The sequence below is a fragment of the Nocardioides sp. genome (genome assembly GCF_036493135.1).
In the GTDB taxonomy this organism is placed as follows: Bacteria; Actinomycetota; Actinomycetes; order Propionibacteriales; family Nocardioidaceae; genus Nocardioides.
Genome location: NZ_DASXQG010000014.1, coordinates 1 through 17,298, shown reverse-complemented (window position 1 = coordinate 17,298; position 17,298 = coordinate 1). Strand labels below are relative to the sequence as shown.

Genomic DNA, 17,298 nt, shown 5'->3' with positions numbered 1-17,298 from the left:
GTCGGAGCCGTGTCACCGGTGGGCCGCCCGACGGGCGGCGAAGGGGACACACATCATGACCTTGCGATATGTGGCGGCCGTGGCCGTCCTGGCTTCCGTGGCGATCCACCTCGCCCTCTGGTTCCAGGGGATGCGGTCCGTGCACGTGATCGGCCCGGCGTTCCTGCTGAACGTCACCGGTGGGCTGGTCATCGCCGCACTGCTCGTGCGCTGGCGCCACCCGGGCGCGGGCGTCCTGGCCGCGTGCTTCGGGATGTCGACACTCGGCGCCTTCACCCTGGCCAGCACGATCGGTCTGTTCGGCACCCACGAGAAGTGGGCGGGGCTCTCGGTGTTCGGCGCTGCCACGGTCGAGATCATCGCGATCGTGATGGGTCTGGCGATCATGCTCGAGGACCCGGAGCCCGAGGTGGTGGTGCCGGTGCGGGCTCAGTCCGTCGGCGCGCACCGGTCGGACAGGGCGTAGCGCAGCAGCACCACGTCACCCAGCTGCCGGGTCTCGGCCAGGACAGCGCGGCGGCCGGGGTGCCACGGGAAGTGGCCCTCGCCCACGAACCGGCGTGCCCCGGGCTCGCCGACGAAGAACGGTGCCACCACCAGCTGCAGCTCGTCGACGAGGTCGTCGGCCAGGAACTGGGTGTGCACCGCTCCCCCACCCTCGACCATGAGCCGGCGTACGCCGCGCGCGTGCAGGTCACCGACGAGGTCGGCCATCCGCACCGGGTCACCCGCGTCGACGACCTCGCTGACCCGACCGAGCCGGTCGTCGAGAGCCCCGGCGACCCGGCTGCCGGCGTAGACCAGCTTCCGGCTGCCGTCGTCGGCGAAGAAGCGCTGCGAGGGGTCGAGCCGGCCCCGCTGCGTGACCGTCACCTTGACCGGGTGCTCGGTGAGCCCGCGGTCGAGCCGGGCCCGCCGGCGGGCGGGGTCGCGGACGAGCAGGCGCGGGTTGTCGTTGCGGACCGTGGTGGCGCCGACCAGGATCGCGTCGACGCCCGCGCGCACCTCGTCGACCCGGTCGAAGTCGAGGTCGTTGGACAGGAGGAGGCGAGTCTCCTTGGCGCCGTCGATGTAGCCGTCGATCGACATGCTGCAGCTGAGCAGGGTGTACGGCCGGTCAGCCACGACGGGCCTCCTCGAGGGCGGGGGCCTGCTCCTCCATGGTCGGCCGAGGACGACGTACGACGGCATCGGCGAGCAGCACGAGCACCCCGGGCACGGTCGCGACGCCGGCTAGGACGCCGAAGACGACGCTGACCGTCAGCCCGGTCGTGGAGCCCAACCCGGCCAGGGCGAACACGCCGGCGGTGACGCCCTCGCGGGGACCCCAGCCGGCGACGCTCAGCGGCACCGCCGAGCCGACCAGCACGGCCAGCGCGATCGCGACGAGCAGCGCGGGGGTGGCGTCGACGCCCACGACGGCCACGGCCACCAGGAAGACGGCCACGTGGCCCGCGGTGGAGGCACAGGAGCCGGCGACCACCCGGACGGCGACGCCCGGCCGGAGGAGCGCCCGCAGGTCGTGTCCGACGAACGCGACCGCGCCCTGCCGGCGCCCGAGCCACCAGGCGAACAACGCGACGGCCCCGAGGCCGGCGAACGCGACCGGCGCATAGGGGCGCAACGGCGTGGGGAGGAGGGCCAGCGCGACGACCAGCAACCCGGCCTGCACCACCTGGCCGGTGACCCGGTCCCACACCGTGCCCCGGAGGCCCACGCCGAGGTCGCCCGCGTCGCGGCCGTGCCGGACGCCCCGGTGGGCGTCACCGAGGACACCTCCGGGCAGGGCGGCGTTGAGGAACTGCGAGCGGTAGTACGCCGCGACCGAGCCGAACGGCGTGAGCGGTGCGCCGAGGGCGCGCGCGACCACCCGCCAGCGCCAGGCGTTGGCGAGGGTGGCCAGGCCGGTCAGGGCCAGAGCGGCCGCGACCGAGCCCCAGGTCGTGACCCGCCACGCGGCCGCGAACGGGCCGGTGCCGAACCGCCAGACCAGGACGACCATCACGAGGGCGCCGCCGGCCAGCCGCAGGGCCGGCCGGATCCGACGTACGCCGTGGGGGAGGGCAGAGCTCACGACCGGCCTCCCGTCCGGGCGCGCGCCGGTCCGGCCGGCACGGCCGTGGCCACCCGATCGAGGACGGCCTCGAGGTCGTCGACGGTCGCTTCCCAGCGGCGCAGGGCGGGGCGGCGGCGTGCCGTGGCGTACCCGAGGCGTTCACGCAGACCCGGGTCGTCGAGCCAGGCGCGCAGGGCGCCGGCCAGGCCGAGCGGGTCCTCGGGGGGCACGAGCAGCCCCGGGAGCGCGCCGACCGGCGCGTGCCCGAGTGCCTCCGGCACACCGCCGACCGACGTGGCGACGACCGGCAGACCGTGCGCCAGAGCCTCCACGACGACCATCCCGTAGCTCTCCGAGCGGGACGGCAGCACGAGCAGGTCGGCTACGCCGTACGCCGCACCGAGGGCGGGGCCGGTCAGCGGCCCAGTGAAGATCACCCGGCGCTCCCAGGATCGCGCGTAGACCTGGGTCTGGAGCGCCGCGACGTAGTCGGGATCGACCTCGAGGGAGCCGACGCAGGTGAGGGTCCAGGCCCGGTCGCCGAGCGCGGCCAGCGCCTCGAACAGCAGGTCGTGCCCCTTGCCGGGGTGGACCGCGGCGACGCAGAGGAACGACGTGCCCCCGGCCGCGCTGCGGTGAGGCGGGGCCGGGTCGACCGGATCGACCCCCGGCAGGGCGACGTGGACCGGGCGCACGCCGTACCAGCCGCGCAGGCGTTCGCGCGACCAGACGCTGGTCGTCACCACGGCGGCGGCCGAGCCGAGCACCTGCGCCTCGCCGGCGTCGGGCCCGATCGGCATGTGCAGGAGGACGACCAGGCGCAACCGAACGGCGTAGCGCGGGAGCACCGAAGCCGCACCCGACGCGATGAGCCCGTCGACCAGGACGAGCGAGCCCTCGGGGATGCCGACCAGGAGCGCGTCGAGCTCGTGGAGGTCGGCGGGTCCGGGTGCCGGCCAGCTGCCCGCGATCGGCAGCTCGACCACCGGCCGGCCCCGGTGGACCAGCCCGTCGAGGACCCGACGGTCGTAGCTGTTGCCGCCGCTGGGCCGACCTGGGTCGTCGAGGCCGGCGGGAAGCACGGCGTACAGAGGGACCGTCATGGCGCCCTCTCGTAGCTCGCCCAGGCGACCGGCGTCTCGCGGAGCGTCACCCGGATGCGGGCCAGGTCGCCGGACGCGACGCCGAGGGAGCCGTCATGGACGCGGGCGGCGAGCCGGTCCGCGATCTCGCGGCAGAGCACCTCGGTGGTCGTGTTGAGCCCCGCCAGGGACTCGACCTCGTCGAGGTTGCGGTAGGTGAGGTCGGCCAGGACCGCCTTCAGCGCGTCGCCGGCTCGGCCGATGTCGAGCACGATGCCGTCCGCATCGAGCTGCTGACGGGCGAACGCCGCCTCCACGACGTACGTCGCGCCGTGCAGCGCCCGGGCCGGACCGAAGACGTCGCCGCGCAGGCTGTGCGCGATCATCATGTGGTCGCTGACGGTCACCTCGAACATCAGCGCTCCCCTGCGTCATCGGCAGAGTCGGCCGGGTAGGTGATGGTGTGGCACAGAGCCGGGATGGAGCCCGAGGCGAGCTTGCCCATCACCTGCGGCAGCTCGTCGAACCCCGACTCGCCGGTCAGCAGCGCGTCGAACGCGGGGTCGGCCAGCATCCGAAGGGCGAGCGCCATCCGGTCGGCGTGGGTGCGCCGGCCGCGTCGCGGCTGCGCGATCTCGCCGACCTGGCTGGCCCGGATGCCGAGCCTCGCCGAGTGGAACCGACCGCCGAGGTTCAGCTCGACGGGCATGTCGCCGTACCAGCTGAGGTCCGTGACCACGCCGTCGGCCGCGAGCAGGTCGAGGGCGACCTGGAGGCCTGCGGCGGTGCCGCTGGCATGGAAGACGAGATCGAGGTCGTCGGGAGCCTCACCGGGCCGGGCGAAGCTCGCACCGAACGCCTCGGCCAGCTCGGCGCGGGTCACGTCGGTGTCGACGACCGTCACTTTCGCCCCGGGCAGCCCCGTGAGCAGCCGGGCGACGCTGAGGCCGACCATGCCGGCGCCGACGACCGCGACCCGGTCGCCCAGCAGCGGGCGGGCGTCCCACAGCGCGTTGACAGCGGTCTCCACCGCTCCGGCCAGCACCGCGCGGCGAGCGGGAACGTCGTCGGGGACGACCGTGACCGCCTCGGCCGGCACGACGTACGCCGTCTGGTGTGGGTAGAGGCAGAAGACGGTCCGGCCGATCAGGTCGACCGGTCCGGCCTCGACGAGGCCGACGTTGAGGTAGCCGTACTTCACCGGGCCGGGGAAGTCGCCCTCCTGGAACGGCGCGCGCATCGTGGCGTGCTGGCTCTCGGGAACGCCGCCACGGAAGACGAGGGCCTCGGTGCCGCGACTGACACCCGACACGAGGGTCCGGACCAGCACCTCCCCCGGACCCGGATCCGGAAGATCCGCGGAACGGATCTCACCGAACCCGGGCTCACGCAGCCAGTAAGCGCGGGCCGTTCGTGACACGTCGGCTCCCTCCACGTCCGGCGTTGGGTCCTGAACCGACGCCGACCCGCCCTCGTATGACTGGTAACCGAAAATACGGAGGCAGGGTGCGAACGGTTCATTTCGGTCCACTGACCGTACTGCCGGCTGCCGCCGCCTTGCTCCTGGCACTGGCGGCGGCCCCCGGCCTGGGCGCCGGAGCGGCCGTGGTGGGTGCGACCGTCGCGCTCGCCACCTGGCTGCTCGTCGACCGCGGCGTACGCCGAGAAGGTCTGGTCCGGCTCGGCGCGGCCAACCTGGTCACGCTCCTCCGCGCCGCGCTGACCGCCGGCGTGACGGCGCTCGTCGTCCAGTCCTGGCACGCCCCTGTGCCGCGCGCCCCGGTCGTGGTCCTCGCGACGATCGCGCTCCTCACCGATCTGATCGACGGGCGTCTGGCCCGGATGCGCAGCCAGGTGACCCGCTTCGGCGCGGCGTTCGACATGGAGGTCGACGCCTTCCTGATCCTCGTGCTGAGCGTGTACGCCGTCCCGGTCGTCGGGGCGTGGGTGCTGCTGATCGGGCTCGCCCGCTACCTTCTGCTGCTCGCGGGCCTGGTCTGGCCCTGGCTGACCGCGCCGGCACCGCCGCGCCGCTGGGCCAAGGTGGTCGCCGCCGTACAGGGCATCGTGCTGACCGCCGTCGGGGCGGACGTCCTCCCCCGCGGTCTCGCCACCGCGCTGGCGCTCGGGTCCCTGGCCCTGCTCGTCGAGTCGTTCGGGCACCAGGTCGTGGTGCTGTGGCGCATGCGCAAGGAGCAGGTGGTCGCCCGGGCGGCCTGGGTGCGTCCGGTGGTCGATCTGGTCGCGGTCGCGGTGGTGTGGCTGGCCCTGGTGGTGCCCCGTCATCCGGACCAGCTCTCCTGGGGGGCCCTGCTCGCGATCCCGCTCGAGCTGTTGGTGTTCGCCGCTCTCGCGGTCGTCCTGCCGTCGCGTGGAGGCAGGGTGCTGGCGGTGGTCGCCGGCATCCTGCTCACCGCGACCCTCGTGCTCACCGCCCTCGACCTGGGGTTCTACGAGGCGTTCGACCGTCCGTTCAACCCGCTCAGCGACCCCGGGTACGTCGGCTCCGGGCTCGACCTGGTGCATCGGTCGGCCGGGCGCGGTGGCGAGGTGTTGGCCGCCGGCGGAGTCCTGCTCGGGCTCGTGCTCGCGCTGGCCCTGTGCGTCTGGGCGACGGTGCGGGTACGTCGCGCGGTGCATGGTGCCCCGCAGGCGTGGTCCCGCGTGGTGGTGGTGCTGGCCGTGGTCTGGGCCGTCGCCGCGACCGGCGGCGCACAGGTCTCCGGCATCCCCGTGGCGTCGGCGCCGGCCGCCTCGCTGGTGGGCTCCCAGGTCCACGGCGTGCGCGCAGAGCTGCACGACCGTGCGGTCTTCGAGCACGCGCTCGCCCACGACGACCACGCCTCGACGCCCAGCGCCGACCTGCTCACCGGACTTCGCGGCAAGGACGTGCTCCTGGTCTTCGTGGAGAGCTACGGACGGGTGGCCGTCGACGGGTCGTGGTTCTCGCCCATGGTCGACCGGACCCTGGGGGTCTCGACCGACCAGCTGACGATGGAGGGGTTCCACGCGCGGAGCGGGTGGATGCGCTCCCCGACGTTCGGCGGCATCAGCTGGCTGGCGCACTCGACCCTGCAGACCGGGCTCTGGATCGACTCCCAGCAGCGCTATGACCAGGTGCTCTCCGGTGACCGGTTCACCCTGTCCCGGGCGTTCGGAAACGCGGGCTGGCGCACCGTCAGCGACATCCCGTCCGATGACGGCGAGTGGGAGCAGGGCCGCCGCTTCTACGGGTTCGACCAGATGTACGACTCCCATAACGTCGGTTACCAGGGGCCGCGCTTCAGCTACGCGCGGATCCCCGACCAGTACACGTTCCGCGCGTTCACGCAGCGCGAGCTGGACCGCCCCGACCGAGGTCCGGTGATGGGTGAGATCGACCTGGTCTCCAGCCACACACCGTGGACGCCGCTCCCGCGGATGGTGCCGTGGTCCCGGCTCGGGAACGGCTCGGTGTACGACGGGATGCACGCCTCGCACACGTCGTTCTTCCAGCTGCTCGGCGGTCCCGACCAGCAGCGCGACTACGCCCGCTCGATCCAGTACTCCCTGCGCTCCCTGGTCTCCTTCGTCCGTCACGCGCACGACAAGAAGCTGGTGATGATCGTGCTCGGCGACCACCAGCCCAACACCAACGTCAGCGGCACAGGTGTCTCCCACGACGTCCCGATCTCGCTGATCGCCCACGACCCGAAGGTCCTGGACCGGATCAGGAGCTGGGGCTGGGCCGCCGGGCTGCGCCCGGACAGCAACGGCCCGGTGATGCCCATGGACGACTTCCGCGACCGCTTCCTCGACGCGTTCGACGCGAACCCGGCGATACGCTGATCGAACCGACCGGCTCGCTGGTCCGTGTCTCCTGGGTGAGAGGGCCGTCCGGGCCCGGATCGGAGTTGAAAGCCCCATGACCGCACGAATCATTGCCGCGCTCGCCGTCCTGGTGTCGGCGTACGTCCACCTCTATGAGTGGCTCAACGGCATGCGCCACGTCCACGTGATCGGTCCGCTGTTCGTGGTCAACATCGTGGCCGGCGTCGTGATCGCCGTGCTGCTGGTCACCTGGAAGCACTGGTTCGCGCCGTTCCTCGCGTTCGGCTTCGGTGCGAGCACCCTCGCCGGGTTCGCGATCGCGACGACGACTGCCGGCCTCTTCGGCGACCACGAGAAGTGGCAGGGCAACTACGTCTGGGCGGCCGCGATCGCGGAGTCCGTGGCGATCCTCGCCTCCCTGTACTCGCTGTCGCGTGAGCTGCTGACCGAGCCCGCGCCCGAGCACAGCACCGTCGCCGCTGAGTGAGGACGGAGACAGAAAGTACGCCGAGTCGTCCTAGGACGACTCGGCGTTCTTCGTGCCGGTGAACGGGTCGGAGCGGGCTCAGAGGGTGAGCCGGGCGACCGGGCGGCCGTCGAGCTTGGTCACCTCGACCGAGGCGATGTCCGTCTTCCACGAGGCGGTCGCGCCGCTGACCTGCATCGACTTGCCGGGCAGGCCGTTCCAGGTGGCGATCCGCTCGCTGCGGCCGTCCTTGGTGTGCACGACCAGCGCGTAGGCGCCGCGCTCGTACCGGAGGGTCCCGGGCGGGTAGCTGCAGGTGAGCTCGAGCTTGGTGCCCCACGCGACCGGCGTGAGCGCCACGCTCGCGATCATGGGATCGCGGGACTCCTGGGTCATCGGCTGCCTGGACGGCTGCACGACCGACGGGGTGGTCGGACCGGCGGTCGGTGACGACGTCGAGTGGTCGAGGGCGAGCACGCCACCGGCGGTCACCGCGACCGCGGCGGCCGCGGCGATGCCCGCGGTGAGCCAGGTACGGCGGTGCTGGCGGCGACGTACGGCCCGGGACAGCCGCGGCAGCAGCGTCTCGGGGACCGGCTCGGGCTCGAGCTCGTCGAAGACCTCCGGGCCGATCCGGCCCAGCAGGCCGGGCAGCCCGGCCAGGTCTCGTACGGCGCGCGAGCACGGCCGGCATCCGTCGAGGTGAGCCTCGTACTCCCGGCGCTCGGCCGGGGACAGCGAGCCGAGGACGTAGGAGCCGCCCCACATCTCGTACGGACAGTCGATCGATGAGCCGTGCGGCGTACTCATGCGACCACCCCCATCTCTTCCAGTGCGAGCCGGAGGGCGTGGAGGGCGTAGTGCGTGCGGGACTTCACGGTGCCTTCGGGGATGCCGAGGCGACGTGCGGCCTCGGCGACCGGGCGACCCTTGAAGTAGGTCTGTTGGAGCACCGCGCGGTGCTCGGGTGAGAGCCGGGTGACCGCGTCCGCGACCACCCAGGTCATCAGCAGCTCGTCGCTGGCGTCTCCGGTCGACACCGGCTCCGGGAGGTCACCCATGGGGATCTCGGAGCGGGCGCGCCGGGTGCGCGACTCGTCGATGACGATGTTGCGAGCCACGGTGAACAGCCACGCGCGGACCGACCCCTGGGTCTCGTCCAGGAGCGAGGCGTTGCGCCAGGCGCGCAGGAGCGTCTCCTGGCACACGTCCTCGGCGCGGGCACGGTCGTGGTTGGTGAGGCGGAGGCAATGACCCCACAGCGCGCCCGCGTGGTCATCGTGCAGGCGTTGCATCACGACGTCAGGGCTGTCCGTCATCACACCTCCTCACACCCGGTATACGGAGCCGTGGTCCGATCGGTTCAATGATGCAGGTGGGCACCACACTCCTGGGTCAGAGAGTGGCTGACCCACCGACGCTTCACGCGAGGGAGGCGAGCCAGGCCCGGTGCAGGTCGGAGAAGCGCCCGTCGCCGCCGGCGATCAGGTCCGACGGGGTTCCGTCCTCGACGATGTGCCCGTGCTCGAGCACCAGCACGCGGTCGGCGATCTCCACCGTCGACAACCGGTGGGCGATGATCACCGCGGTGCGGCCCTTGAGGATCGTGCGCAGTGCGCGCTGGACCAGCCGCTCGGACGGTACGTCGAGCGACGACGTCGCCTCGTCGAGGATCAGCAGGGCGGGGTCGGCCAGGAACGCCCGCGAGAACGCGATCAGCTGACGCTGCCCGGCACTGAGCAGGCCGCCGCGGTTGGAGACCCGCGTGTCGTAGCCGTCGGGCAGGGTCGCGATGAACCCGTGGGCGCCCAACGCGCGGGTCGCCTGCTCGACGTCCTCCTGGGTGGCGTCGGGCCGTCCGAAGCGGATGTTGTCGGAGATGGAGCCCGAGAAGAGGTAGTTCTCCTGCGTCACCATCACCGCGGACCGGTGCAGGTCCACCGACGTGAGCGACCTCAGGTCGACGCCGTCGAGCGTGACCGCCCCGCCGGCGGGGTCGTAGAAGCGGGTCGCGAGCTTGGCGATCGTGGTCTTGCCGGCACCGGTCGTGCCCACCAGCGCCACCGTCTGGCCGGAGGGCACGGTGAGGTCGAGATCGGGCAGCACCGGAACGCCCTCGACGTACTCGAACCGGACATGGTCGAACCGGAGGTCGCCCCGCGCGTCGGACAGTGCGATCGGGTCGGTCGGCTCGGGGACTCCCGGCTCTTCCTCGAGGACGCCGGAGATCTTCTCCAGCGCGGCGTTGGCGGACTGGAAGGTGTTGTAGAACTGCGAGATGTCCATCATCGGCTCGAAGAACTGGCGCAGGTAGAGCAGGAAGGCGGCCAGGACGCCGACGGTCACCTGACCGTCGAAGGCGAGATAGCTGCCGTAGATCAGGACGACGGCGATGGTGACGTTGCCGATGAGACGGATCTCGGGCATGAACCAGGCCACCAGTCGGAACGCCACCAGGTTGGCCGCGCGGTACTGGTCGTTGACGTCGTCGAAGATCTCCTGGTTGCGGGGCTCGCGGCGGAACGCCTGGACGGCGCGGATGCCGTTCATCGACTCCACGAAGTGGACGATGACGAGGGCGACCTTCTCCCGGGTCACCCGGTAGCTCTTGGCGGACTCCTTGCGGAACCAGTTGGTCGCCCAGGCGAGGAACGGCCCGCACAGCAGGGCGACCAGGCCCAGCTTGACGTCGAGGTAGAGCAGCAGGACGGCCGTGCCGACCAGGGTCAGGGCCGCGGTGATCAGCCCGTCGAACCCGGTCTCGAGCATCTCGTAGATGGCGTCGACGTCGGAGGTCTGGCGCGAGATCACGCGGCCGGACGTGTACGAGTCGTGGAACGCCGGGCTCAGGCGCTGGAACTGCCGGTAGATCCGTTGCCGGATCTCGAAGAGGATGTCCTGCCCGATCTGGCCCGAGCGCACCAGGAAGATGTTGCGCGAGACCGCCTGGATCAGGGTGGCGGCCAGGACGCAGCCCACGACCACGAACAGCGGCTGGAGGTTGTTGTCCTGCGCGATCGGCGGGATGCCCTTGTCGATGCCCAGGGCCACGAGCAGGGGGATGGACAAACGCGCGGCGTTCTCGATCAGCACCGCGACCGCCAGGAGCTTGACCTCGCTGCGGTAGGGGGTCAACAGGTTCTTCAGCAGTCGACGGGACCGGTCGGCGAGCCGCGCGGTGGTCTCGGCCGTGAGGTCGTCGCGGCCGTCGGCGGCGACGCCACGCCAGTCCTGGCCCTCGGGCACCTGCTCGGCCGGCGGGGTCTGCGTGGGGGCACTCATGCTGACTGCTCCTCGAGCTCCTCGGCATCGGCGGCGAGGAGCTCGCGGTACGCCGGGACGGTGGCCAGCAGATGTCGGTGCTCGCCGACGTGGGTGATCGTGCCGCCCTCGAGCAGGGCGACCCTGTCGGCGAGCAGCACGGTGGAGGCCCGGTGCGCGACGACCAAGCCCGTGGTGGACGCCAGGACGCGCTGGAGTGCCTCCTCCACGAGCTTCTCGGTGTGGATGTCGAGCGCCGAGAGCGTGTCGTCGAGCACCAGCACCTTGGGTCGGGCGAGTACGGCGCGCGCCAGCGCCAGCCGCTGACGCTGGCCACCCGACAGCGACATCCCCTGCTCACCGATGCGCGTGTCGAGCCCCCAGGGGAGGTCGTGGACGAAGCCGGCCTGGGCGATCTCGAGCGCCTCTGCGATCTCGTCCTCGGTGGCGTCGGCGCGCCCCAGCGTGAGGTTCTCGCGGGCGCTCATCGAGAACAGCGTGGGCTCCTCGAACGCCGTCGCCACCAGCGAGCGGAGCTCGACGAGGGAGTAGTCGCGGACGTCGACCCCGTCGATGGTCACCCGCCCGCCGCTGACGTCGTAGAGCCGCGGGACCAGCGCCGTGAGCGAGGTCTTGCCCGAGCCGGTCGAGCCGACCAGGGCCAGCGTCTCGCCGGGCGCCAGGTCGAGGTTGACGTCACGGAGGACGGGGGTGTCGGAGCCGGGGTAGGTGAAGTCGACGTGCTCGAAGCGCAGGTGGCCCAGCGCGTGCGGAGCCGTGGCCGTGCCGGAGACGATGTCGGGCCTCATGTCGTAGATCTCGAGCACCCGCGCTGCAGCGGTCATCGCCTCCTGGGCCATCGCCAGGATCACGCCGAGGGAGGCGACCGGCCAGACCAGCGACAGCATCAGGGTGATGAAGGCGACCAGCTCGCCGGGCGTCAGCGCACCGCGACCCACGCCGATCGCGCCGAGGAGCAGGACGACGACGACCGCGAGGTTGGGGATCATCTCGAGGAAGGTCCAGAACTTCGCCGACAGGCGGACCTTCAGCACGCTGGTCTCCAGCAGGGTGCGCGCCGCTGCGTCGTACTGGGCGGAGACGTGGGGCGAGCGACCGAAGGACTTGATCACCCGGATGCCGACCGCGCCCTCCTCGGCCAGCGTGGCGAGGTCGCCCTGCTGGTCCTGGACGTCGCGGGAGATCACGACGTAGCGCTTCTCGAACCGCATGGACAGCCACACGATCGGCGCGGAGGTCGCCGCCACCACGAGCCCGAGCGGCCAGTACATGTGGAGGAGCACCAGCGTCGTCACCACGACCTGGGTGATGTTGACCAGCAGGAACAACATGCCGAAGCCGAAGAACCGGCGGATCGCCGAAAGGTCCGTGGTGGCCCGCGAGAGCAGCTGCCCGGACTGCCACCGGCTGTGGAAGCTCATCGGGAGCTCCTGCAGCCGCTGGTAGAGGTCGCGGCGCATCGAGGTCTCGACCGCGAGCACCGCCTTGTTCTGCACCCAGCGGCGCCACCAGATCAGGAACGCCTCCAGGACGCCGAGGCCGAGCACGAGCAGACCCAGCGGCAGGATGCCGCTGGCCTGGTGGTCCTCGATCGGGCCGTCGATGAGCGCCTTGATCACCAGCGGGATCGCGATCGCCACGCCGACGCCCGTCATGGAGGTCATCAGCATGATGACCAGCGCGGGGACGTGTGGCCGGAGGTAGCCGCGCAGGCGCCAGAGCGACTTCACGCTGGCGGGCGGATGGCTGTGCGGGACGGTGGGGTCGGCGAGATCGGCAGGCATCGTTGCTCGACTCTAATCCGTCGCGCCGACATCCGCCGAATCATTTGGTACGACGCGAACGCCGTGAGTGCCCCTTACAGTCAGGTTCCGGCCAGGCGGTCTCTCCTAGGCTCCGGATGTGCCTCTCGTCGGAGTCTGCGAGGACGAGCCCGCCCTGCGCTCGGTCCTCACGCGCGCGCTGCGGGCGATGGGTCACGAGCCGCTGGTCGTGGCGACCGCGGCCGAGGCGCTGCGGGCCTTCGCCAGGCAGCGGCCGGCCGTGATGATCCTCGACATCGGGCTCCCGGACGCCGACGGGCGCGACCTCTGCCTGGCCCTTCGGGCATCCGGGGTGGACGCACCCGTCCTGTTCCTGACCGCACGCGACGGACTCCACGACAAGATCGCCGGCTTCGAGGCGGGAGGTGACGACTACCTGACCAAGCCCTTCGACCTCGACGAGGTGAGGGTGCGCCTCGACGCGCTGCTGCGTCGTACGCCGGCACCCGCGGCGGCCGATCCCGGAGGTGCCGTCCTGGACCCGGCGCGTCATGCCCTCGTGCTGGACGAGACCGAGGTGTCGCTGACGCCCACGGAGTTCCGGCTCCTCGGGCGGCTGATGGCCGAGCCGACCACCGTCGTACGCCGTCACGCGCTGGTGGCCGCCGCCTGGCCGCACGGCGCGATGGTCAGCGACAACACCCTCGACTCCTACGTCCGCCGGATCCGCAAGAAGCTGGAGCCGCTGGACCTGGCGGCGATCAGCACCGTCCGCGGGGTCGGCTACCGGTGGCGGTGAGGCCACCCTCGCTGCGCGCCCGGATGGCCGCGACGGCGCTGCTCGTCTCGACCCTCACCGCGGCGGTGCTGGTGGTCGGTCTTCAGGTCATCCTCGGACGCAGCAACGACGCGACCGCGGTCTCCCGGGCCCAGTCGCGTGCGGTGGCGGCGGGCGCGACGGTCGAGGTATCCGGCGGACGGGTCCGGGTGCTGGAGGAGCGCTCAGCGGTCCTGGACCAGAACGTGTGGACCTTCGACTCCCGGCGGAAGCTCCTGGAGGGCCGGCTGCCGCAGTCCGCGCTCGCTCGCACCGTCGGCTCCCTGTCCGGCGCGACCACGGCCCAGCAGCGCACCGTCGACGAGGTCGTGTACGTCGCCCAGCCGGTCACCCGCGCCGGGAGGCAGGTCGCCACCGTCGTCGCCGCCGAGGACCTCGAGCCGTACGAGAAGGCGGAGCGGCACTCGCTGTGGCTCTCCGTCGTGCTCGGGCTGGTCACCGTGGTCTTCGCCACCGCCGCGGCCTGGGTCGCGGCCACCCGGTCGTTGCGGCGGGTGCAGGCGATGGCGGACCTGGCCGACGACTGGCGCGAGCACGACGTCGGCCGCCGCTTCGACCCGGGCGAGGGCGGCGACGAGATCGCGCACCTCGGCCGCACCCTGGACCAGATGCTCGACCGCATCGTCGACTCGCTCTCCGCCGAACGGCGACTGACCGACGAGATCGCCCACGAGATGCGGACCCCCCTCGCGGTGGTGCTCGCCGAGGCCGACCTGGCACGCCAGCACGCCACGGATGCGCAACGCGAGGGCCTCGACAACATCCACGCCGCCGCGGTGCGGATGCGCGACTCGATCGACACGATGCTCTCGGTGGCTCGCGCGCACTCCTCCGGCGGGGACCGGACCACGATCGGACAGCTGATGGGCGCCCTCGACCTCCCGCGCACGGCGTACGACGAGGTCGTGCTGGCCGCGCCGGTCGCGCCGCTGGCCGCCGCCGTACGCCCGCTCCTCGAGAACGCCGGCCGCCACGGGGCGGGCGAGCCCCGGATAGAGGTCGGCCGAGACGGGCGGACCGTGGTGATCTCGGTCGTCGACGACGGACCCGGCGTCGCCGCGGAGGACCTCGAGCGGGTCTTCGAGCCCGGCCACACCACGCACGGAGACGGGTCGGGGCTCGGCCTGTCCCTGGCACGGCGGATGGTGCGCGCGATCGGCGGCGACGTGGTCGCCCGACCAGGCCCGGGCGGCCGGTTCGAGGTGCGGGTGCCCGCCCGCTGAAGCCGTACCGATCAGGAGCGTGGCAGGAACCCGGACCCACTCTGGAGGCGTGTCGCCGGCACAGAGCCTCCCAAGACCTGGGCCGGCGACACCCGGACGGGCCCCGGGCCGGCCCGGACCCCGAGGCCGCCGGGTCCCGTCTCCTCGACGGGGCCCGGTGGTGCGTCGTGGATCAAGGGTGGCGCGATCATCACCCTGACCCTGACCCTGACCCTGACTCTGACCGTGGCTGTCGTGACCGTCGTGTGGTCGGTGATGGGGGGCCGCCGGGTGGGCCCGCTCCGGCCGGCCCGAGGCGGAGCCTCGGCGAGGCAACCGGCCGGACGGGCGTCAGTTGGCCAGCAGCCCGCGGACGACCCGCAGACCGACCGACATCCGGGCCAGCTCGGCGTTCTCGTCCGCGCAGATCTCCTCCAGCGTCGTGGCCGCACGCGAGACCACGACGGCGTCGCCGTCCTCCCACTCCTGGATGCGTACGGGCACCGTGTCCGATCCGTCGGTGTCGCGCAGCACCTGCGCACTGAGCTGGGCGTGCACGGCGTACACGTCGTCGCGGAGCGCGGCTCGCGCCATGGTCTGCCACCGGTCGTCGCGCGGCAGGGCCAGGATGCGCGCGACCAGGTCGGGCAGCCCGAGGCGCTCGCCGAGCGCGAAGTGCAACCGGGTGACCTCGACCGGGTCGAGCTCCATGCGGTCGGCGATCTCGCGGATGCCGAGCAGCTGGTAGGCCGGGTGCAGCACCGCGACCCGGGACGCGAGGTCCTCGGGAACGCCTTCATCGACGAGCCGGGACATCCGGCCCTCGTAGGCCCGCAGCTCGCGGCCGGTCAGCAGCGACGGCAGCTCGGCCATCAGCCGTTGCACCGGCCCCCTGAAGTAGTCGACCGTGCCCTGGCTGTCCAGCGGGGGACGCCGGTTGTTGACCAGCCACCGCGACGCCCGCTCGACCAAGGTGCGCATCTCGACGCGCATCCGCGTCTGGCAGCCGGCGTCCAGCGCGTTGTCGTAGTTGTGCAGCTCCTCGCGCAACGGCAGCGAGCCGAAGATCTCGCGAGCCACGAAGTTCGCCCGCGTCAGCTCCTCCGGCGTCGCGCCGGTCTCGCCCGCGAGGCGCGGCCAGAACGTCATCCCGGCACCGTTGACCAGGTCGTTGACGACCTGGGTCACGATGATCTCCCGGCGGAGCGGATGGGCGGCGATGGAGGACTCGAAGCCCTCCTTGAGCTGGGTCGGGAAGTAGGCGACCAGGTCGACGTGGCAGTAGGGGTCGTCGGGCAGGTCGGACTCGATCAGCTCGTCGGCGAGCACGATCTTCGTCCATGCCAGCAGCACCGACAGCTCGGGCGTGGTGAGTCCTTCCCCGCGCTCGATCCGGCGGCGCACCTCGCGCGAGGGCGGCAGCCCCTCGATCTCACGGTTGAGCACGCCCCTCTTCTCCAGGGTCCGCATCCAGTCCTCGTGGACGTGGAGCAGGGACGTCGCGTGCGCGGATGCGTTGGCCAGGGCGAGGTTCTGCTCGTAGTTGTCGCGCAACACCAGCGAGGCGACCTCGTCGGTCATCTCGGCGAGCAGGTGGTTGCGCTGCTTCTCGGTGAGGTCGCCGTCGGCCACCACCCGGTCGAGCAGGATCTTGATGTTCACCTCGTGGTCGGAGGTGTCGACCCCGGCGGAGTTGTCGATGAAGTCGGTGTTGATCGCACCGCCAGGTCGAACGGCACCGCGAGCCGCGCCGGACTCGGCGTACTCGATCCGGCCGAGCTGGGTGAGGCCGAGGTTGCCGCCCTCCCCCACGCACCGGGCCCGGAGCTCGCGCCCGTCGGTGCGGATCGCGTCGTTGGCCTTGTCGCCGGCGTCGGCGTGGGTCTCGGCGGAGGACTTCACGTACGTACCGATGCCACCGTTCCAGAGCAGGTCGACCGGCGCCTGGAGGATCGCCTTCATCAGCTCGGCCGGGGTCAGCTTGGTCACCGACTCGTCGAGCCCGAGCGCTCGGCGTACCTGCGAGCTGATCGGGATCGACTTCAGCGAGCGGGGGTAGATGCCGCCACCCTCGGAGATCAGTGAGGCGTCGTAGTCCTGCCAGCTCGAGCGCGGGAGGTCGAACATCCGCTTCCGCTCGGCGAACGACTTCGCCGGGTCGGGGTCGGGATCGAGGAACACGTCGCGGTGGTCGAACGCCGCTACCAGCCGGATGTGCTCCGAGCAGAGCATGCCGTTGCCGAACACGTCGCCGGACATGTCGCCGATGCCGACGCAGGTGAAGTCCTCGGCCTGGCAGTCGATGCCGCGCTCGCGGAAGTGGCGCTGCACCGAGACCCAGGCGCCGCGGGCGGTGATGCCCATGGCCTTGTGGTCGTAGCCGACCGAGCCGCCCGAGGCGAACGCGTCGCCGAGCCAGAAGCCGTAGTCCTTCGCGACGCCGTTGGCGATGTCGGAGAACGTCGCGGTGCCCTTGTCGGCGGCGACGACCAGGTAGGAGTCGTCGGAGTCGTGGCGCACGACGTCGCTCGGCGGGACGGTCGCGCCCTCGACGAGGTTGTCGGTGATGTCGAGCAGGCCGCAGATGAACGTCTTGTAGCAGGCGATGCCCTCGGCGAGCCACGCGTCGCGGTCCGCCGGGTCGGGCAGCTGCTTGCAGAAGAAGCCGCCTTTCGAGCCGACCGGCACGATGACGGCGTTCTTGACCATCTGCGCCTTCATCAGCCCGAGAATCTCGGTGCGGAAATCCTCCTTGCGGTCGGACCAGCGGATGCCGCCGCGCGCCACCTTGCCGCCGCG

General features: G+C 71.8%; 15 protein-coding genes. 5 read left to right on the top strand and 10 right to left on the bottom strand.

The genetic code is table 11. The features are described 5' to 3' along the window. The first annotated feature begins 55 nt into the window (after positions 1-55). Positions 56-466 carry a hypothetical protein gene (locus tag VGJ24_RS02400; RefSeq protein ID WP_331498889.1) on the top strand — a complete coding sequence of 137 codons (411 nt, stop codon included), beginning with the start codon at positions 56-58 and terminating at the stop codon, positions 464-466. Here VGJ24_RS02400 and VGJ24_RS02395 read toward each other — a convergent pair. The 5 genes from VGJ24_RS02395 to VGJ24_RS02375 are packed head-to-tail and all read right to left on the bottom strand — an operon-like array spanning position 430 to position 4,558. Continuing rightward, a complete protein-coding gene (locus VGJ24_RS02395) occupies positions 430-1,125 on the bottom strand; it encodes a RibD family protein (RefSeq protein WP_331498888.1) in 696 nt (231 codons plus the stop codon). The genes VGJ24_RS02400 and VGJ24_RS02395 overlap by 37 nt on opposite strands. Further along, on the bottom strand, positions 1,118-2,074 hold the full coding sequence (locus VGJ24_RS02390; RefSeq protein ID WP_331498887.1) for a lysylphosphatidylglycerol synthase transmembrane domain-containing protein: 957 nt from the start codon (positions 2,072-2,074) through the stop codon (positions 1,118-1,120). The genes VGJ24_RS02395 and VGJ24_RS02390 overlap by 8 nt, the downstream gene beginning before the upstream one ends. Continuing rightward, entirely contained in the window at positions 2,071-3,159 is a 1,089-nt protein-coding gene (locus VGJ24_RS02385; RefSeq protein ID WP_331498886.1) for a glycosyltransferase family 4 protein, read from the bottom strand. The genes VGJ24_RS02390 and VGJ24_RS02385 overlap by 4 nt, the downstream gene beginning before the upstream one ends. After that, a complete protein-coding gene (locus VGJ24_RS02380; protein WP_331498885.1) occupies positions 3,156-3,554 on the bottom strand; it encodes a 6-carboxytetrahydropterin synthase in 399 nt (132 codons plus the stop codon). Before VGJ24_RS02380 ends, VGJ24_RS02385 begins: the two co-directional genes overlap by 4 nt. Next, positions 3,554-4,558 (bottom strand): zinc-binding alcohol dehydrogenase, encoded by a 1,005-nt coding sequence (locus tag VGJ24_RS02375; RefSeq protein WP_331498884.1) that lies wholly within the window; start codon positions 4,556-4,558, stop codon positions 3,554-3,556. Before VGJ24_RS02375 ends, VGJ24_RS02380 begins: the two co-directional genes overlap by 1 nt. A gap of 86 nt (positions 4,559-4,644) precedes the next feature. On the opposite strand from VGJ24_RS02375, the gene VGJ24_RS02370 reads away from it, so the two are divergent. Both VGJ24_RS02370 and VGJ24_RS02365 read left to right on the top strand, forming a co-directional pair. Then, on the top strand, positions 4,645-6,966 hold the full coding sequence (locus tag VGJ24_RS02370; RefSeq protein WP_331498883.1) for a CDP-alcohol phosphatidyltransferase family protein: 2,322 nt from the start codon (positions 4,645-4,647) through the stop codon (positions 6,964-6,966). Between the two features lie 76 nt (positions 6,967-7,042). Beyond that, positions 7,043-7,435, top strand: coding sequence for a hypothetical protein (locus VGJ24_RS02365; protein ID WP_331498882.1), 393 nt, complete (start codon positions 7,043-7,045; stop codon positions 7,433-7,435). A gap of 78 nt (positions 7,436-7,513) precedes the next feature. On the opposite strand, the gene VGJ24_RS02360 is transcribed toward VGJ24_RS02365, so the two are convergent. The 4 genes from VGJ24_RS02360 to VGJ24_RS02345 form a co-directional block, all read right to left on the bottom strand. Continuing rightward, complete coding sequence (locus VGJ24_RS02360) at positions 7,514-8,224, bottom strand: zf-HC2 domain-containing protein (protein WP_331498881.1); 711 nt, start codon at positions 8,222-8,224, stop codon at positions 7,514-7,516. Beyond that, positions 8,221-8,733, bottom strand: coding sequence for a sigma-70 family RNA polymerase sigma factor (locus VGJ24_RS02355; RefSeq protein WP_331498880.1), 513 nt, complete (start codon positions 8,731-8,733; stop codon positions 8,221-8,223). Before VGJ24_RS02355 ends, VGJ24_RS02360 begins: the two co-directional genes overlap by 4 nt. A 103-nt stretch (positions 8,734-8,836) precedes the next feature. Next, a complete protein-coding gene (locus VGJ24_RS02350) occupies positions 8,837-10,696 on the bottom strand; it encodes an ABC transporter ATP-binding protein (RefSeq protein ID WP_331498879.1) in 1,860 nt (619 codons plus the stop codon). Continuing rightward, on the bottom strand, positions 10,693-12,480 hold the full coding sequence (locus VGJ24_RS02345) for an ABC transporter ATP-binding protein (RefSeq protein WP_331498878.1): 1,788 nt from the start codon (positions 12,478-12,480) through the stop codon (positions 10,693-10,695). The genes VGJ24_RS02350 and VGJ24_RS02345 overlap by 4 nt, the downstream gene beginning before the upstream one ends. A gap of 118 nt (positions 12,481-12,598) precedes the next feature. On the opposite strand from VGJ24_RS02345, the gene VGJ24_RS02340 reads away from it, so the two are divergent. Both VGJ24_RS02340 and VGJ24_RS02335 read left to right on the top strand, forming a co-directional pair. Beyond that, a complete protein-coding gene (locus VGJ24_RS02340) occupies positions 12,599-13,258 on the top strand; it encodes a response regulator transcription factor (protein WP_331498877.1) in 660 nt (219 codons plus the stop codon). Continuing rightward, positions 13,255-14,520 carry a HAMP domain-containing sensor histidine kinase gene (locus VGJ24_RS02335; RefSeq protein WP_331498876.1) on the top strand — a complete coding sequence of 422 codons (1,266 nt, stop codon included), beginning with the start codon at positions 13,255-13,257 and terminating at the stop codon, positions 14,518-14,520. Before VGJ24_RS02340 ends, VGJ24_RS02335 begins: the two co-directional genes overlap by 4 nt. Positions 14,521-14,850: 330 nt before the next feature. Here VGJ24_RS02335 and VGJ24_RS02330 read toward each other — a convergent pair. Continuing rightward, positions 14,851-17,298: NAD-glutamate dehydrogenase domain-containing protein (locus tag VGJ24_RS02330; protein WP_331498875.1), on the bottom strand; the 2,448-nt coding region annotated here is incomplete at its 5' end.